The following is a 16130-nucleotide window of genomic DNA, read 5'->3' on the forward strand; positions in this document are numbered from 1 at the left end:
GCCAGGCGCCGCAGCGGCCGCTAGTCGTCGTCCTCCGGTTCTGGCGCATCCTCGCCTTTGGGGACGTCGCCCAGCAGCTTTCCGATCGCCCGTCCAACGTTCCACAGATTCCCTTCAATCGACTGCTCCGCATTAGCAGCCGCCGGAGGTCCGGGAGCAACCGGGGCGGCAGCAGCAGTCAGCATCAGGTAGCTGTTGTCCAACGCAATCAGGCAGAACGGACGAGGACCCTCATTCAGCTGGATCCGGTACCGCCGCCCCTTGTCGTCGCGTGGGCCACGCTCGCGACGGAGGGTCCGTCCCGAGTAGAGGTCGACCGCGACCAACTGAAACGAGTCGTAGCGGCCGGTTGCGTCACGCGACTCGACGCTGGCTGCGAGCAGCACCAGGGGGCTGACCGGCGGCTGACGAGCGAGCAACGCCTTGCCCGAGATCGTCGCCGGCGCCGGCCAAGACGGCTCGCCGGTCGCGAGATCGTAGCAGTAGAGCGGCCCGGTCTGGATCGGGTTCTCGTCGATGGGCGTCACGCCCGCCGCCCGGTGCACGTGCGCGGGGGTCGTGTTGACGCCGACCAGCAGCCGCCCGCTGATACGCTCGGCAGTGAGCGACAGCGGCTCTGCGTCGAGTGGAAGCTTGTCGCGGACGACCACCCGCGCCGCGCCCGACTCGGCGTCCTGCAGATCAATGACCCGCAGCTCACCCGACGCGTCGAGCAACGAGAGCAGGGAACCGGAACGGGAGTGCAGTGGGTTGGGGCCGATCTCGACCTCGAGCAGCGAACGGCCGGTTGCCAGCTCGACCACGCTGAAGACTGCACGCTCACCATCGGACTCGATTGTTGCGACCCTGCCGCGTGCTTCGGCAATTCGATCGCCGCGGGGTGAGGTGTGCCCGGAGCGGACGCCGCTGGCGAGGTCGAGCCGCCAGCCCTGCTGCTCGCCCGCGGCAGAGTAGACAAAGCGTTCGTCCGCGGAAGGCGTTTCGTTGACTTCGACGCCCGTAACCATCCACACCACCCGCCCGCTCTCCGGGTCGAGGCAGGCCACCATGTCCCGGCCCGCGACCGTAACGCCCCGCGGCGAGACCCCGACCAGCCGCACCTCGCGCTGCGCCGCCGCCCGGGCGACCACCGTCAGACCGACCGCGTTGTCGGCGACGCCCTCCACGTCGACCTGCTGCAATGCCCGCTTCGCAGACCACTGGGCGCCGGACTCGGGGTCACCAAGGTCCACCGACAGCACGTCGTCCCCGGTGCTGAGGTAGGCGTGCGCGCCAATCCGTCCCGCCACCGGTTCGCCGTCCGCAGCCAGCCTCATCAGCCGCTCGGGAGAACTCTTGCTCAGTTCCAGCTGGGAGCGGATCTCCCCCAGCTCGTTGAGGATCAGCAGCTCGCCCGCAGTCGACATGACAAACCGATCGGTCGGCGGCGGCTGGGATTCCGCGTTCTGCAGTAGCGGCAGCTCGAACTCGCCGAGGTTTGATCCGGTGCGGCTGCGTCGGCGCACCCGGTCGACGCGGGGCCGCACCTCGTAGCCTACCTGGGCCACGGCCCAACGTTTGTCGGTGGGCCGTGCCTGGGGGGCGTCGGAAGCGGGGGACCCTGCCGCGTCTCCAAGCACCGCGTCGACAACCTCGTGACGCCTCGGACCGGCGTCCACCAGCAACCTTCGGCGCAGGCGTTCTCGTTCCTCGCGGCTGAGTACAGACCGCGCCGCGAGCCGGTAGATCGCGCTCTGCCGAACAGCCCGCTTTGCGTCCACGGCCACCAAATCGCCCATACAGGGTGAGCGGCAGTAGTCGGCCACCTCGCGGAGTACGACCGCCCGATCCTTGGCCGCCACGGCCGCGTCCAGCCGCGCCTGCCTGAGCAGGAACGGCGAAGGACGACCTTTATAGAGTTGTTCGAGCTGCTCGAGGCTTGCCTTGTCGCCACCCGCCAAACCCAACTGACGCGACACAAGCTCGCGGATGCGGTGGGCGAAGAGGGCCCCAGCTCCGGATTGCTGATATCCTTCGAGCAGGCGCGTAACAGCCTGCTCGTGAAGCCCCTGCACCGAGGCGATCTCGGCCTGCTGGAGCAGCAAGGACCCCGGCTGTTGTTGGACGTCGAAGCGGGAGACCCCCGTAAACGACTGCGAGAAGATCGATACTCCGTCGAAGGCAATGTTGCCGAGCACCCCGTCGGGCCCCGCGTGGAGGACCGCCGCGACCTCGCCATTGCCGGGGTGGATGAGCATGGCGTCGCCGGTGGAGAGTGGCAGCAGGTAGACGCCCTCGAACCAAGCGCCCTTGCCCGCGGGGTGGGCCCCGCCCGGGATCGGCGCCGTCCACAGAGACTTGCCATCCGCGATGCTGACGCCCACGACCGCGTCGGGGCGCGCCACGACAGCGATCCCCGCATCCGCCGCGCAGAGGAGCTGAGGCCAAGAGTTGCTGGCGGCCCAGCGCTCGCCGCCGTCCGCCAGCCCGATGCAGTGCAGCCGGCGAGACTCGGGCGAACCGACCAGCACCTGACCGTCGGTCACCAGGACCTGATTCCACAGCCACTGCCGGCCCGCGTCGCGGGGCCATCGGTCCGAGCCACGGCGTCCCCACGGGGTGCTCCTGCCGAGCTGAACACCCCCTTCGACCGGGAAACGGTAGACCCACTCGAGTGTGCGTCGCAGAGGATCGACCGCCGCCACCAGCCCGACGCCGGTCGAGCAGATAATCCTCCCCTCTGCGTAGCTTAGGCAGCCCCCAACCATCCGCCGCATCGCCTCTTCCTGCACTGGGCTGTCGACCGTTGCGATGGTCTGCGTCCACAAGAGTTGGCCAGAACGCGGATCGAGCTGCAGCAAGCAGATCGACTGCTCCTGCTCACCAAGCACGAACAGCCTGTCGCCGATCACCAGCGGGCAATCCAGGAAGTAGAACCCATCCAGCGCGGTCTGGTCTGACGTCCGCCAACGCAGCTTTCCCTCGGACAGGGCGTCGACCGCCACGATCTGGTTCTGCAGGCCGCGATCTGCCGAGCGGGCGCCTACGCGGAAGTTGCTCCACGCGTTCACTGTGGTGCGACGCGACTGCGGCTCCCGCGCGGCCACGGCGAACACCAACCGCCCGTTGCTGCTAGTGCGGGACGAGATGGCGTCGCGGCTCTCGCTCCGCAGCGCGTTCTTCAAGGAGGCGGCGTCGCCCTGGATGCGGCGGAGTTGGTGGGTCGACGGCGATTCCGACTCGTGGGATGGCAGCTCGCACTGCCAAACGAGCTTGCCCGTGTGGCGGTGGATGCCCTCTAACCCCTCTCGCGCCCTGACCACGACCCAGTCTCCAACCACTAAAGGACTCGCGGCGCTCGCCTGCGGAGCCTCGTCGCGGGACAATGAGGCCGCCGCCACCCACCCCTTGAGGCTGGCGGCCGAGCTGACCCACCCCGCCCACAGGTGCGGGGTCTCGGAGGCCAGCACCGGATTGCGGCGTGGGCCGCCACCGGCGGCCAACCACTCTTGGCGGTCGCTTGCCCTAAAGTCGGCGAAGGCGGCGCGCACCGCGTCGGCCGTATTTGCGAACGAGCCCGCCTGCTTCAGCATCTGCTCGTAGTCCGAGCGTTGCTCGGGTGAGAGGGTTCGGAGCTCGGCCGCAGAAAGCGATGCCAGCTGCGCAAGCGTCCGCTGCCCCAAAACCTGATCGCGTTGTCTAGGGGGAAGCTCGCACTCGAGCAGGTGATCCAGGCACACCACACACTCGGCGAATTCGCGCGCCTCGAACGCCCGCTGCGCCAACACCCAGAGTGCGAGGCGGCAGGCCTCGGTGTGCGGATACCTGGCGACCACCTCTCTGATTTCGTGGGTCCCCTGCCTCAGGGCCTTGCTGAGCTCCCGCTCTGACTGGGCTCGAACCTCCAGCTGGTAGGCTTGGCGTCCTTCTTCTGGCAGGTCCTTGATGATCTGGGCGGCCAGAGCTTTCAGACTCCTCAACGCCGACGGTGAGTCCCCACCGGCCGAGGCGCCCGGCTGAGCGTCGCCCGCCGAGTAGCTTGGCAGAGCGTCTTCGGGGGCGTGCAGCACCCGGATGAGCACCGGCAACGACTCGGCGTATCGCGCATCCTCTAGCAGTTGGGTGGCAATCGTCACGCCCCGCGAGAGCACCCGCTCCTCCGGCAAATGGACGCCGTAGTACAGCGAATGGCGGTCCGCGAGGGTCGCCTGGTCGGCCTCTGATTCTTCAACCGCGACCGCCGCAGCAAGGGAAAACCAGCAGCCAAACAGCCAAAAAACAGCGACCAACAGCATGCCAGTCTGTCGGATCCGCGTCCCACGGACGGGCCGGGAGGTGAGGTCAACCGGCGGCAGACTTGCGGCCGACATACGGTGGAGAACGGGCAATGGGCGTCTCGGCAGAAGAATTTCCAAACTATTTGGCCCCACCCTGATAGTTGAAGTCTACGAGCCTGCCACGGGTCCAACAAGCGAAGATTGCGACCTCTCAGCTGCGGGGCGAATCGATTCCAACGGCTTACTACGGCCAGATGCGGGGGCGATTCGAGAGCAACGATCACCGACATAAGTCGTTTCAAAGCAATTACTTAAGGAATATTCCGTTTCTTGGAAGCCGCGGTCCGTTCTGCGTTCTACGCTTGAAGCAACCTGAGTCGCGTCCGGTAATGCGCTGCCGAGATCGCGAGGCGAACCACCAAGAAATCAGGGGAATTAGCCACCTTTCAGCGGCGACCTTCCCGTTTTTTCCGGTAGAGACCACGAATTCCCGCTTGTATTTTATGATGGCGGGTCTTTTAATCACCTCTTCGCGGGTAGGATCAGCCGATCATGGCCCGTGCCAGTAAATGATTTGACCATCGATTGGAGGATCCAACGCTATGGCGAAAGCCGCCCCCAAGCCACCGACCAAGACAGAGATCTTCGCGAACATCGCGGAGGAGACCGGCCTGACCAAGAAGCAGGTTGGCGAGGTTTTCGACGCCCTGTCGGGCCAGATCGAGAAGGCTCTCGGCCGCCGTGGCCCCGAGGTTTTCACGATCCCTGGCCTGTGCAAGATCACCGTCAAGCACAAGCCCGCCACCAAGGAGCGCGAAGGCATCAACCCGTTCACCGGCGAGCCGACCGTCTTCAAGGCCAAGCCCGCTAGCAAGGCCGTCAAGGTTACCGCTCTGAAGAAGCTCAAGGACATGGTTTCCTAGGCTTGCATTGCGACTGCTCGTCCAGACTCCTCCACTAGGCGGAACACTCTGGCGGAACGGCGAAGAAATCAGACAAAAAGGACGCGCGAGCCCGCTCGCGCGTCCTTTTTTTGTAGGCGGCCTGCAAGGCCCCAACGCCGCCCCTAGCGGGGGCAGGCGTATTTGTGCGAACAACCCCTCGCCCACAGCCAGGCGGCCCTAAGCGACGCCTGGCGGGCCACTCCGATCGGCCGTGTGCGAGTAGGAAGTCGCAAACGCAACAGACCCCGGCGGGATACCCGCCGGGGTCTGTTGCGTTTCGCCTATCAACTAAAGTGGTCAGACCCGGGCTCGAACCGGGGACACCGGCCTTTTCAGGGCCGTGCTCTACCAACTGAGCTATCTGACCGCAACTGGGAGGGACCCTCCCTAGCCGGCAGGGTTCACCTACCGCTATGCATCGGCAGACACATCGGCCGCCTCTGATCTATCCAGTTAAGACCTAAGTATGCCCATCAAATCTGCCCCCATCAAGCCCTCTAAACCTTAATCTAGCATTCCACTTAGGGCTTATCAGTGGCGATCGGTGGGGTGAGAAGTGCAAGGGGGGAGATTTGCGTTTTGACGGCTGCGCCGGCGTTTATGGTCGGACGCGACGGCTGGCGAACCAAGATCGAGCCGGTGGCGAGCGTGCGACTTTGGATTGCACGCCCCTACACGAGGCGCCGCCGTGGGACGCGTGGCGGTCTCACAGGGCTACAGGGCGCCGCGGCCCACCGACCGTGCAGGGACGCTGAGGGCCATTCCTAGAGCCAACAGGGCGGCGCAGCACGGGTCCGGGATCGAGCTCACGTCAACCGAGGACGGAGCCACTATGGCGCCGTACTGCGACTGCCAAACGCCGTAGTCGTCGGCGTCGACGAACCCGTCGCCGTTGGCGTCGCCGTCGGCTGGGGTGAGGCTGCCCGGCGTGCCGGTTCCAGCACCGTCGTTGCTCCGCCAGAGCGTGTAGTCTGCCGCATCCACCAGCCCATCGCCGTTGAAGTCGCCGCTCTCCACCGCGACGAGCAACAGCCGCAGCGTGTCCGCGACGATCTCGAGAGTCCAATCGGTGTATGCCGGCGCCTCGGGAAGGGTAACGTTACCCAGGCCGCTCGGGACGGTCAGTCCTCCGTCGGCAGTCAGCAGCGTAAAGGCGTCGCCCGCGGATGGGGCGAACACCGCTTCGCCGCCGAGTGGGTCAACCAGCCTGACGCTCAGGGCGCCCAAAAACTCGATGGCCCCGCTCGCCGTGAGCGAGTCGTAGGCTCCCGCGGCGGTCCCGCCGAGCTCAAGCAGCAATTCTGAACCCTCGACGAGGCTAACATCGCCGCCAAAGGAAACTTCGGCCGGCCCCTCGCCGGGGCTATAGCTGTCACGAAACTCAACCAGCCCCTCCCCGCCAAAGCCCTGATCACCAATGACCGCTCCGGCGAGCCGGAGCTCGGCCCCGGCCGAAACGGAGATCTCGCTGGTGCCGCCGTGATCCAAGGGTCCGTCGATCTGCAGCACGCCGGTCTCGATACTGATCAGCCCGTAGTTCTTGATGGACCAGGCCGACTCGATCTGGGTGACGCCATCGCCAGCCGATTTGCGGAAGATACCGCTGTTGTTCAGCAGGCCGCTCCGCCCCGACTGATTGCCGCCGGTCAGGTCGGCGTCGGATTGGATATCGAGTTCCCCGCCGGCAGAAATCACGAGCCCCGCTGGGACGCCCGATGCCGCGGTCGTCACGAGGTCGCCTGCGCCAGACACGCTTGCTATGCCGCCGATCTCAAGCGCCGCGTTGGCGCGGAGAAACTTGTCTCTGCCGCCGGCGATCATCGCGGTCGCCCCACTTGGAACCGTGAGGCCGCCCGTGCTGGAGACGGCGCCGCCGGTCCAGTTAAGGTTCTCAACGTAAATCGGGGCGTCCCCACCGATCGACCCGCTGACCAGGTTCAACGCACCGCCGCCCGCCAGCGAGGCCCCCTCAGAAAACTCGATCGCGCCGTTTACCGACAAAATCCCGTTGTTGGTGAGCACCGCCGTGGCGCCGGTTAGCCGCTGCTTGATGGCGGCGTTGCCGCTGAAGACGCTCAGTGTCGCGCCGGAGGAAACTTCCCAGCTCCCGCTCGACTGCCCGCCGCCGACGCGGAGCTCCGTGCCGACTCCGCTAACCCGAATTGAGCCGTCGTTCGCGAGCCCGTTCGCACCGCTGCTCAGCGAGAACACGCCGCTCTGGATGTCGATGGATCCCGTGTTGACGACCGACCAATTGGATCCGACCGTCGCGATCCCTGCCCCGGCAGACTTGGTCAGGGCGCCGGCGATATTGAACTCGCCCGACGCGGTCCCGGCTAGGTCGGCGTCGGAGCCCCAGTTAAACGCACCGCCCGCGGCGACGGCGATCGCCGCGCCCTCGCCGGCCGCCCTGAATGATCCACCTCCCGCAAACTCAATCGAGCCCTCTACGCTCAACGTCACGACGTCCGCATTGTTGTCGCCGTCGGCCGGCTGCCCAAGGGCCTTGAATCCGCTGCCGCCTATCAGCAGCTCGGCCCCGGCGCCGACGGTTAGGCCGCCAGGATTCCTGAACTCGGAGTTCTGGGTCGCCCCCGTCCAGCGGGACGGGACGCCTGGCTCGCCGACAATCGTGACCGTCTGATCCCCCGATACGAACGCGTCGATCAGATTCAGCGAGTTTAGCGTGACTCCTCCAGGCACATCGACAATGACGTTACCAAGGTTGACGGTCGCGGAGAACGTCGACGCGACGTTGTTGGGCGCCAGGGGCGAGACGTCGGGTACCGTGGTCCAGCGGGCGCCTTCCGACCATTTGTTCAGGAAGGTTCCGTCCCAGCTGGCGTCGACGTCGGCCGCCAGGACCGCGGTCGGCTGTCCACAGACGATTGCACTGAAAAGAGCGACAGCAGAAACGACTCGCAACCTGAACTTTGCGCAGAACATGGATGCCAACCTTCACTAGGAGTTTCGAGCGCAGATCGAGACAATCGCAGCGACGCTCGACTGCGGCGCGCGTGATTTCAACGGTCGTCAGACTTGACCGCCCGACTCGGGGCGCCGGCGACAAACGCACCGGGGTCAGTCGCGGGGAGCCACTCGCGCAGCTCCCGCTTTTTCTTCGCTTCGCTGCCCAGCAGCAGATTGGCCCCGTTAGGATCGCCCAGCAACGCCTCGACTGCGGCAAGGCACTCGGCCGTGTCAACCAGCCCCTGCTGGCGGTAGTACTGGATTTCGCCGACGACCCTGGGGGTATAGGGGTCCTTGCTCTGGCCGAGCGCGGCGACTCGGCGGGCGGCGATTCGCTTGTCCATCCGGACCGGCCACGGCTGGGCAGACAACCCGTCTTCCACCAGGTCCTGCAGCTCCCATTTCACGCGGTCGAGCGAGTCCTCGTCGCCCGGGGCGCCACGGTCGCGGTCGCTGGACGAGTAGTCCAGCCGGCGGCTGCAGTACAGCTCCTTCCGGGCGGCCAGGTCGAGCAGCTTCAGCCGCAGGCTGCGGCGGGTCCGCTGGGCGTTCTCGTCAACCTCGAGCAGCACCAGAACGTCGCAGCCCGCGTCCTCGGCCTCGTGCCGCAGCACCGACTCCGTTCCCGGCTCGAGCACCGAGATTGCCGCCCGCGAATCGAACCCGCGTCCCCGGGCGGGGGTCCGTTTCTGCGGTTCCGTACCAACCTGCAGACGCTGGGCGAACGAATCCTGCATCGCCTGCCGTTCGATAACGTCCAGCAGCAGGTGGCCGTACGGCGTTGTCGCGGCCTCGAGCTCCGACCGAGAGGGGCCCGGCCGCGCGGCGCCCTGCGAGCTCCCCGTAATCCCGATACCGTAGTGGACACCGAGCGCTGGCCGACGCAGGGCAGGGCGCCACTCGTAGCCCTGCTCTGGGATCCCCCCGAGTGCCGCCGCCGCGTAGGTCCACTGCCAGGCTGAAGTGGCGTCGCTGCTTTCCAGTGCGGCTGCGGCGGCGCTGAGGTAGGTGGAAACGAGCTTGTCTTGTTGAACCGCCGCGACCCGGGTGCGTTGTCTAACAGGACCGGAATCCGGCAACGACTGAGTCAACGGCTCCGGCGCCGCGGGTCTTGGCGCCACCGACATGGTTTCCGGGGAGATTGGCTGATTGAGCGAAGCCATCGTGAACGGTTCGCCCCCGTCGGCGGTGTAGACCGCCTTGAAGGCCTCCTCGGGGGAGCTGAGAGGAATCGAGCCCACCATGCCACCGCCCCAGATCAGAAACACATGGCCCCCCCTGAGCGTGCCGAGCCCTTTCTTTGGTGCGTTCAGGTCCACTGCGTACTCTTCAGGCTGCGTCCACTCGACCGCTAGCGCGTCGTCGGCCTCAACAACCAACGCCGTGTTCGACAAGCCATCTTCGACCCGCACGGCGTTGAGCGAGCGGGGCGTCTTGATGATGGTGCTGGTTCCGACAGTGGCCAGGTAGTTGGTCTTTGTGCCGCCGCGATCTGGGCTCTGGAACACCGCGGGGATCTGCCCGAGCAACGCCTTGTTCTGCGGGGCGTACCAGGGCTGCGTGCGATCAAACTGCTTGTAGAGTTGCTCGTGGCCCAGGTACGGGAGCAGCTCGACCCGCCAGCTAAACAACGGCGCGCGGCTGACGTCGATGACCGCGGCAGCGGGGTAAACGGTCTTATCCTTCCGGTAGGCCTCGAGAGCCGCAGCGATCCGCTCCAGGTTCTCGGCGCTCCGCGCTACGCGTCCCTCGACGGTCGTGGGCAGCTCGCGGCTGGGGGCAGCTTCGGCGGCCGGCGCGGCCGCGACTGCTGCTGTCGCCGGTTGCGCCGCCGCGGCGGCTGTGGGATCTACCGAGGATGGCGGGGCACTGCTGGCCGCGACTACGGTCGGAGCCGTCTGGGCCGGCAGAGAGTCTTCCTCGTCATCGGGCGGTCGCTGGATAGCTCTAGCGCGGAAGGCGTCGGCGCTGTTTCCGCCGCAGCCAACCATCGGGGTCGCGACGACCGACACGGTGATTGCCGCAATCAATCGGCACGGCAGGTAGTTCGATAGAGTCATAGGAGGGTCTTGCTCTTGCTTACTTCCCATTTCGGAGGTGGCTCAACATCCCCGGAGCGTTGGTTTCGCTCCCGGTAACTAGCACTCGGTTGGGGCGGGTGCCCGTGTCGGCGCGGCACAGCTCTAGCGATCGCGTAAGCTGGCCGAGCAGCTCGTCGTACGAGGGAGCGAGGGCATCGTGCAGCGTGTGCATCGCAGCGGCCGACTCGGGTCGGTAGTAGAGCTTGCTCGCCGCCGGCTGGTCGATCTTCATCGCCTTGGCAATCTGCGCGATCATCGTGTCGGCGCCGAAATGGATTCCTCGGAACCAGACCTGAGTGGCGGTCACCATCACCAAATTCGTGCTGCCGCCGCTCACGTCGAGCAGGGCGACGCCGTCCCCCAGCGCCGCGCGGTCTGCGGCGGCCCCACCGGGTGACAGGGCCGTGTTGAGCAGGGCGATGGGGCTGCTGCCGACCGCCAACTGGCCCCAGCCAAGCCCCACCAGCGACTGCATCCGCGCCGCGACTAGTTTGCGACTGGCGGCCACCAGCGTCACCCATCGCATCGGCACATCGTCGACGTCGTCCGGTTCGCCGGGCAGCACTTGCGCGTGGTAGTCAGCGACAATGTACTCCCGCGGGAGCGGCACCCCGGAGCGGACCTCAAACTCTACGGCTTGGTCGAACTTCGACGGGGTCGGCGCCGGCAACGCGAAGAACCGCCCCAGAGTTTTGGGTCCCGACAGACTAGCGACCACCGGCGTCTGAGTCAGGTCGTGCCGCTCGGCCAGCTGTGAAAGGGCATGCTGGACTGCCGGCGCCAGCCCGCCGTCCCGCGGCGCGGTGTTGGCCTGCACGTCGTCGCCGTAGGGGATGACCTCGATCACACCGACCGCCGGCGGGTCGCCCGTGTTCGCCGGCGACTCGAGGCACACAGCCGTCAACGACCGCCCGCCGATGTCCAGGCCCCAGCCCCGGCTCGCGCCCCGCCCGCGACCGGCGGCCAGCTTCTTCAGCCAGCCCTTCTTCTCGACAGGCATCAGGTTGAGTGGCAGGGCCGCCCCGCCGAGCGCCTGCAGCCCGAGCCCGTACCCGACCGAAACTTGATGCGCGGCGACCTTGCGTTGGACGCACGCGGCGACCAACGCGGGCGGCAACGGGCAAACCTCGAGCGATCCACCTAGCGGGCCCGGCTCGCGGTCCTTGCCCCATGGCGCAGGGACCCCACGCGGGTTTGCGGCCGACTTGGCCGCTCGCTCGCTAACCTGCTGGGCGATACGTCCAGCGGTTTGATCGTTCGGCTGCAGCTTGGCCAGCCTGGTAGCGATGGCCGCGAGAGTCTTGGTCGCGTAAGGGGCGTCGGCGATCTGGGTCGCCAACCACACCCGCTCGCGGGCCGCCTGGTAGGTTTTCGCGAGCGTCTCATCGGTGATCGGCGGAGACTGCGCGAGCAGCGATTCGGCCTTCCGGTACGCGTTGTTCTTCAGTGCCTCTACCGCCCCGGCAACGCACGCCGTGGCGCGTCGGCTATCGGCGGACGCTTGCCATTGTTCGAGTTGCGGCAACAGCTTCTCAACCAACGGGTCGGTCGGGGTCACTTCGGCCAGGAGCCGCGCGACCCGCAGCAGCCCTTCGTACTTCTTCTCACGCACGCCGGCCCGCAGCTGGGCCCGCAGCTGGTTGCTGCGTTCGACCTTCTCCGCGGCCTGCTTGTGGAGCTCCGCCAGCTCAGCCACCCGCAGGGCGGGAGGTATCTTGTCGGCCTCAGCCAGCGCGGCTGCGTAGTCGGCAGCGGCAATCAGCCGATTGACCTCTTCCAGCACGCCCGAGGACTGCTGCACGACCGCCTCGCGGCGTTCGCGGTAGGCGGCGACGCGGTTGTCGCGCTCGGTTACCAAGTTCGCCAGCCGCGAGTGGGCAGTTAGCGTCAGCCCGTCGAGCAGGGCCGCGGCGTCTACCAGGCGTCCAAACTCCGCCAGCCTGTCGGCCTCGGCGAACCTGCTCTGGGCGTCGGCCAGCACTCCGTTGAGCCGGGCGGCTAGTTCGCTACCGCAGCTGCCGCAAAACTTCTCGGCGACCGAGTTTTGGTGTTCGCAGTCGAGGCACGGGTCCCACAGCCGGAAGCCGCACTGGCCGCAGAACTTGGCCGCCTGGTTGGCCGCCGAGCGGCACCCGGGGCAGCTCAGCTCGCGGGCGCCTGCGGGGGTGTCGATGGGCGGCGGCGATCCCGCCAACGCTGCGTGCGATGCGCAATTGCTCGGTTGCATGTCTAGCTCACTCGATGCGTGCGAAGGCATCCTCAGATCCTCTCTTCACTGGGACAACGGTCCCCTAGAAGCAGCAGTGCAGCCGACGCGGAAAACCGCGCCGGCTGCGTGCTGACCATTACCCGTTCTCGCTCACCAAGCTCGGCCGCGAGAACCTCAACCAGACTAGTTTTCAAACACGCCCGACTTCGAGACGCCTTCGAGGAAGATGCCGTTGTAGATACGGAGGCGATCCAGCTCCGGATCCGGGCCCCGGAAGCCGACCTTAGCGTAGTCGGCGTCGGTAAGGTTGGCCGGGACGGGGAACCCAGGGTTCAGGAAGCCGTCATTGTTGGTGTCGTAGAATTGCTTGACGCCACCGTCGGCAAACAGGATGTTGCAGACGCCGTCGTGCACAGCAAACCAGTCACGGGTGTCTTGCAGGTAGAGCTGCTGACCAGCCGATCCGTCCGGGCCCACCGGGACGCCGGTGCACTCGTCTTGGCTGCTCTCGCAGGCACGCTGATCAACCATGCTGGCGCCTTTGGCAACCAGGTTGACCGTGTTGGTCGACGCGCTGAAGTAGGCAGGTCCGTCGTTGAACGCCTCGGTCAAGCCTTCGCCCTGGGTGATGAAGGTACGCGAGTCGTTGGTGCCGTTGGCGAATGGGTCCGTCGGTCCGTAGGACAGAGTCTGCGATAGGGTCGCCTCGTCCGCGTCGCCAGGGGCGGCGTCGCCGAGGAGGGCGATGTTCGCCGTGACGACCTTGGCACTCTCGGCAAGACGCAGCGTCAGCGGCCCGCCGGTAGCGATGGTGTCCTTCTGACTTCCGGCACTCGACAAAGTGTTCGGCGTGGCGGCAGCCGCATCCATCAGCGGCTTGGTTCGCACGAGGTGCCAACCAGCAGCGTAGTTGGTATTGTAACCCTCGGCCATAATGGCGCGGGCGATCAGATTGGCGCGTTCGGGGGTGTTTGGAGCGGTGCCTGCGAAGGTCGAACCGCTGCCGCCGCTTGCGCCGTTGTAGGTTGCCTGACCAGCCACGCCCTGGGCTAGCTTGGTGGGATCAGCGCCACCCTTGCCGTCGGTGGTGTCGTTGCCGAGCAGGTCGTTGAGCTTCTCCGAACCGCGGAGCGGGTTGGCAGGGCAGAGCATGTCGCCGGGCAGCGCGGCCTGGGCGTTGACCAGGTCAGCAACCCAGCCGTAGACGTCCATCGCGCCGTCGCGACGGTAGTCGCTGGCGCCGGTGCAGTAGCGGCCCTGGGCGTCGCGGTCGGCGAACAGCAGCAGGCCGACGCCGAACTGGCGGAGGTTGTTCTGGCAGGCGGCGCGGCGGGCGGCCGAGCGGGCGCTGGTGACGGCCGGCAGCAGCAGCGCGACAAGAATGCCGATGATGGCGATCACCACCAGCAGCTCAACAAGCGTGAAACCACGCGAACGAGTAGCTTTCATTGAGATTTTTCTCCTCGGGCGGGCGGGAACGGCGTTGCCTCCGTGGCCCCGGCGCCTAAAAATAAGGGTGTGTGCGGTGCGAGCTTCGCTAGGTTACGGGCAGCCACCCTAGCCAGCGGAGCTCGCGCCCATTTCTTGGAAGTACAAAAAGTCAGCAAACGAAATACAAATAGCGTTCGCCGCGCGACGCGGCGGGTAGCGTTGCGTTCAGGCGATAGCGACCCTCCTTTGCTGGCTCATTGGTTCTGTGTGTGGTTCGGGATTGATCGGCGGCGCCGGCGTTTGCGGGCCGATCTCAAAGCGGCCGGCCTTGGCGGCCTTGCTCTTGCGATCTCAGTACCCGCGTAGCGCCGGCTTGCTAAACACGACATCCTCGTCGATCTCGATGGCGTCACTCTCGTAGCCGCCATCAGCAATCGGAAACCCGTTGTTCAGCAGGCCGTCGTCGTTCTCGTCGTCGAGCGGCCGCACGCCGCCGTCGGCCATCAGCACGTTGCACTGGCCGCGGTGCGCGACCGCGAAGCCGCGATAGTCCTGGCGGGTCTTCGACCAGCCGGCCCACCAGCCGTCGGGCCCGCCGCGAGGCGTGTCGTCGGGGAAGCTGGGCGGCTTCAGGTCACTGGTCTGGACCGGCCCCCCGGTTACACTGCCGGCGGTTTCTACCCCGGGCTGTAGTCCGCCGATCATGGCAGTCAGTTGGCCGGCGACGCCGCCATCGGCGAGCAGCGGGATCAAGTTGCTCGGGACCTTCGACGCGTCAAGCTGGGACAGCTTGAGGGGGCCGAACGTAGAACTCCGGCTCTTTAGGGACGGGGGGCAGCTGGGGTCGCTCGAGCTCAGGTTGCCGCCGCTCCCGATCCGGGGACCGCCTCGAACCATCAGCCAACTGCTCACATAGTTCGTGTTGTAGAACTTGTCGATCACCTTGCCCTGGATGACCGCGACACGCTCCGCGCCGCCAGCCGCCAGGGCCCCCTCGAGGATCTCGCGGCACGGGTTGATGACGGGCGTGCCATCGGGCTTCTTGGTGGGTTCGCTCCCCTTAGGATCGACGCACTCGCCGAACGACGACTCGGTGAGCGTCAGCAGTTGGTTGACGGTCTCGCTGACCTGCGACACGTTCGCCGGGCAGAGCATTTGCCCAACCGGCGACCCCTGGTCAACCAAGTCGGCGACCCAGCCTACTTCCGTAATGGCGCCCTCGTGCTTCCAGTCAAAGGCACCCGTGCAAAAAGCGCCGACCCGCGAAGCGTTCGAGTGGAGACCGATGCCGAACTGGCGGAGATTATTGGCGCAGGCGGTCTGCCGACTCGCGGCTCGGGCGGCATTTACCGCCGGGAAGAGCAGGGCTACTAAGATGCCGATGATCGAGATCACCACCAGCAACTCGACAAGCGTCATGCCCTGAGAAGCCCGCGCAACTTGGACCTTCGGCTTACCGCCACGCGGTGTCGGTGTCATAGGAGAACTCATGGCGGTGTTTGTCCTTGCCAACCAATCGGGGGCGACTGGTAAGGCTGCATCCTGCTGAGCGATTGGTAAGAGTAGCTCTTCCGCGTCTGTTCCTACGACCTCAAACCAAACCTACATCTTGCGCGTAACGACGAATTGCCTGCGCGGGTGAGTACGATAGCAGCTAGAACCTGCGGCTAGGTGAAGGCCGAGTTAAGAATGCCTTCAAATTTGATGAGGATCTGATGAGTAGCATGGCGCGCCGGCTTCGCTCCCAACCTCGCCGAGGAATTGCCGACAAGGCAGCGGCGCCGCTGGGAGACACTACAGCCGCGAGCAGGCGGCAAATCAGGCTAGCCACTCCCTGCACCTGTAGTTAGATGATCCAGCGACGAAGGTGCTGTCCGGGACCATGCGCGTGCGCGTAGGTCGAGAATGAAGTTCGTGCCTCGAAGCAGGCCGCGCCCGGAGCCCCTGCGAGACTCTATTCTTGTTTGGACAGAGACTTCGACTGCTCCTGGCCCTTTCACGGCGGCACACAGAAAACCAAGAACTCCCTGGTTCCGTGACTGCGTACGAACTCGAACTGCAACCTCGCCGACCTTTCCGCATGTTCCTGTGGCGCCGTCGTGCTGGATGAGTTGGCAAGTTCACGCAGCGCGGACCGTCAAGTTTTCGTTGCCCTTACGAAGCGTCGCTCATCAACGCCAACGATTCGTGCACCGCTGCCCGGCTTCTATGCACGCGCAGAGATCCGGTGGCGCCCTAC

7 protein-coding genes and 1 tRNA gene are annotated in these 16130 nt (G+C 66.1%); 1 reads left to right on the top strand and 7 read right to left on the bottom strand.

Annotated elements, in window-relative coordinates; genetic code table 11:
• Window positions 1-20: 20 nt before the first annotated feature.
• Window positions 21-4274, bottom strand: a complete 4254-nt coding sequence (locus Pla123a_RS12925; RefSeq protein ID WP_197527929.1) for an outer membrane protein assembly factor BamB family protein — start codon at window positions 4272-4274, stop codon at window positions 21-23.
• A gap of 584 nt (window positions 4275-4858) precedes the next feature.
• Here Pla123a_RS12925 and Pla123a_RS12930 point away from each other — a divergent pair.
• The gene (locus Pla123a_RS12930; RefSeq protein WP_146587577.1) at window positions 4859-5179 is read left to right on the top strand and encodes an HU family DNA-binding protein; all 321 of its coding nucleotides are present in this window, start codon (window positions 4859-4861) and stop codon (window positions 5177-5179) included.
• 315 nt (window positions 5180-5494) lie between these two features.
• On the opposite strand, the gene Pla123a_RS12935 is transcribed toward Pla123a_RS12930, so the two are convergent.
• The 6 genes from Pla123a_RS12935 to Pla123a_RS12960 form a co-directional block, all read right to left on the bottom strand.
• Window positions 5495-5567: transfer RNA gene (locus Pla123a_RS12935), tRNA-Phe, on the bottom strand.
• Between the two features lie 347 nt (window positions 5568-5914).
• Complete coding sequence (locus tag Pla123a_RS12940; protein ID WP_146587579.1) at window positions 5915-8146, bottom strand: dockerin type I repeat-containing protein; 2232 nt, start codon at window positions 8144-8146, stop codon at window positions 5915-5917.
• A gap of 77 nt (window positions 8147-8223) precedes the next feature.
• Window positions 8224-10230: a DUF1559 family PulG-like putative transporter gene (locus Pla123a_RS12945; protein ID WP_197527930.1), complete on the bottom strand. Its 2007-nt coding sequence runs from the start codon at window positions 10228-10230 to the stop codon at window positions 8224-8226.
• A gap of 19 nt (window positions 10231-10249) precedes the next feature.
• Entirely contained in the window at window positions 10250-12478 is a 2229-nt protein-coding gene (locus Pla123a_RS12950; RefSeq protein WP_197527931.1) for a double zinc ribbon domain-containing protein, read from the bottom strand.
• A 165-nt stretch (window positions 12479-12643) separates the two neighbouring features.
• On the bottom strand, window positions 12644-13909 hold the full coding sequence (locus tag Pla123a_RS12955) for a type II secretion system protein (protein ID WP_146587584.1): 1266 nt from the start codon (window positions 13907-13909) through the stop codon (window positions 12644-12646).
• Between the two features lie 333 nt (window positions 13910-14242).
• Window positions 14243-15370, bottom strand: a complete 1128-nt coding sequence (locus tag Pla123a_RS12960) for a DUF1559 family PulG-like putative transporter (protein ID WP_231956432.1) — start codon at window positions 15368-15370, stop codon at window positions 14243-14245.
• Window positions 15371-16130: the final 760 nt, after the last annotated feature.

Origin of the sequence: Posidoniimonas polymericola, from assembly GCF_007859935.1 — a bacterium.
Taxonomy (GTDB): domain Bacteria; phylum Planctomycetota; class Planctomycetia; order Pirellulales; family Lacipirellulaceae; genus Posidoniimonas; species Posidoniimonas polymericola.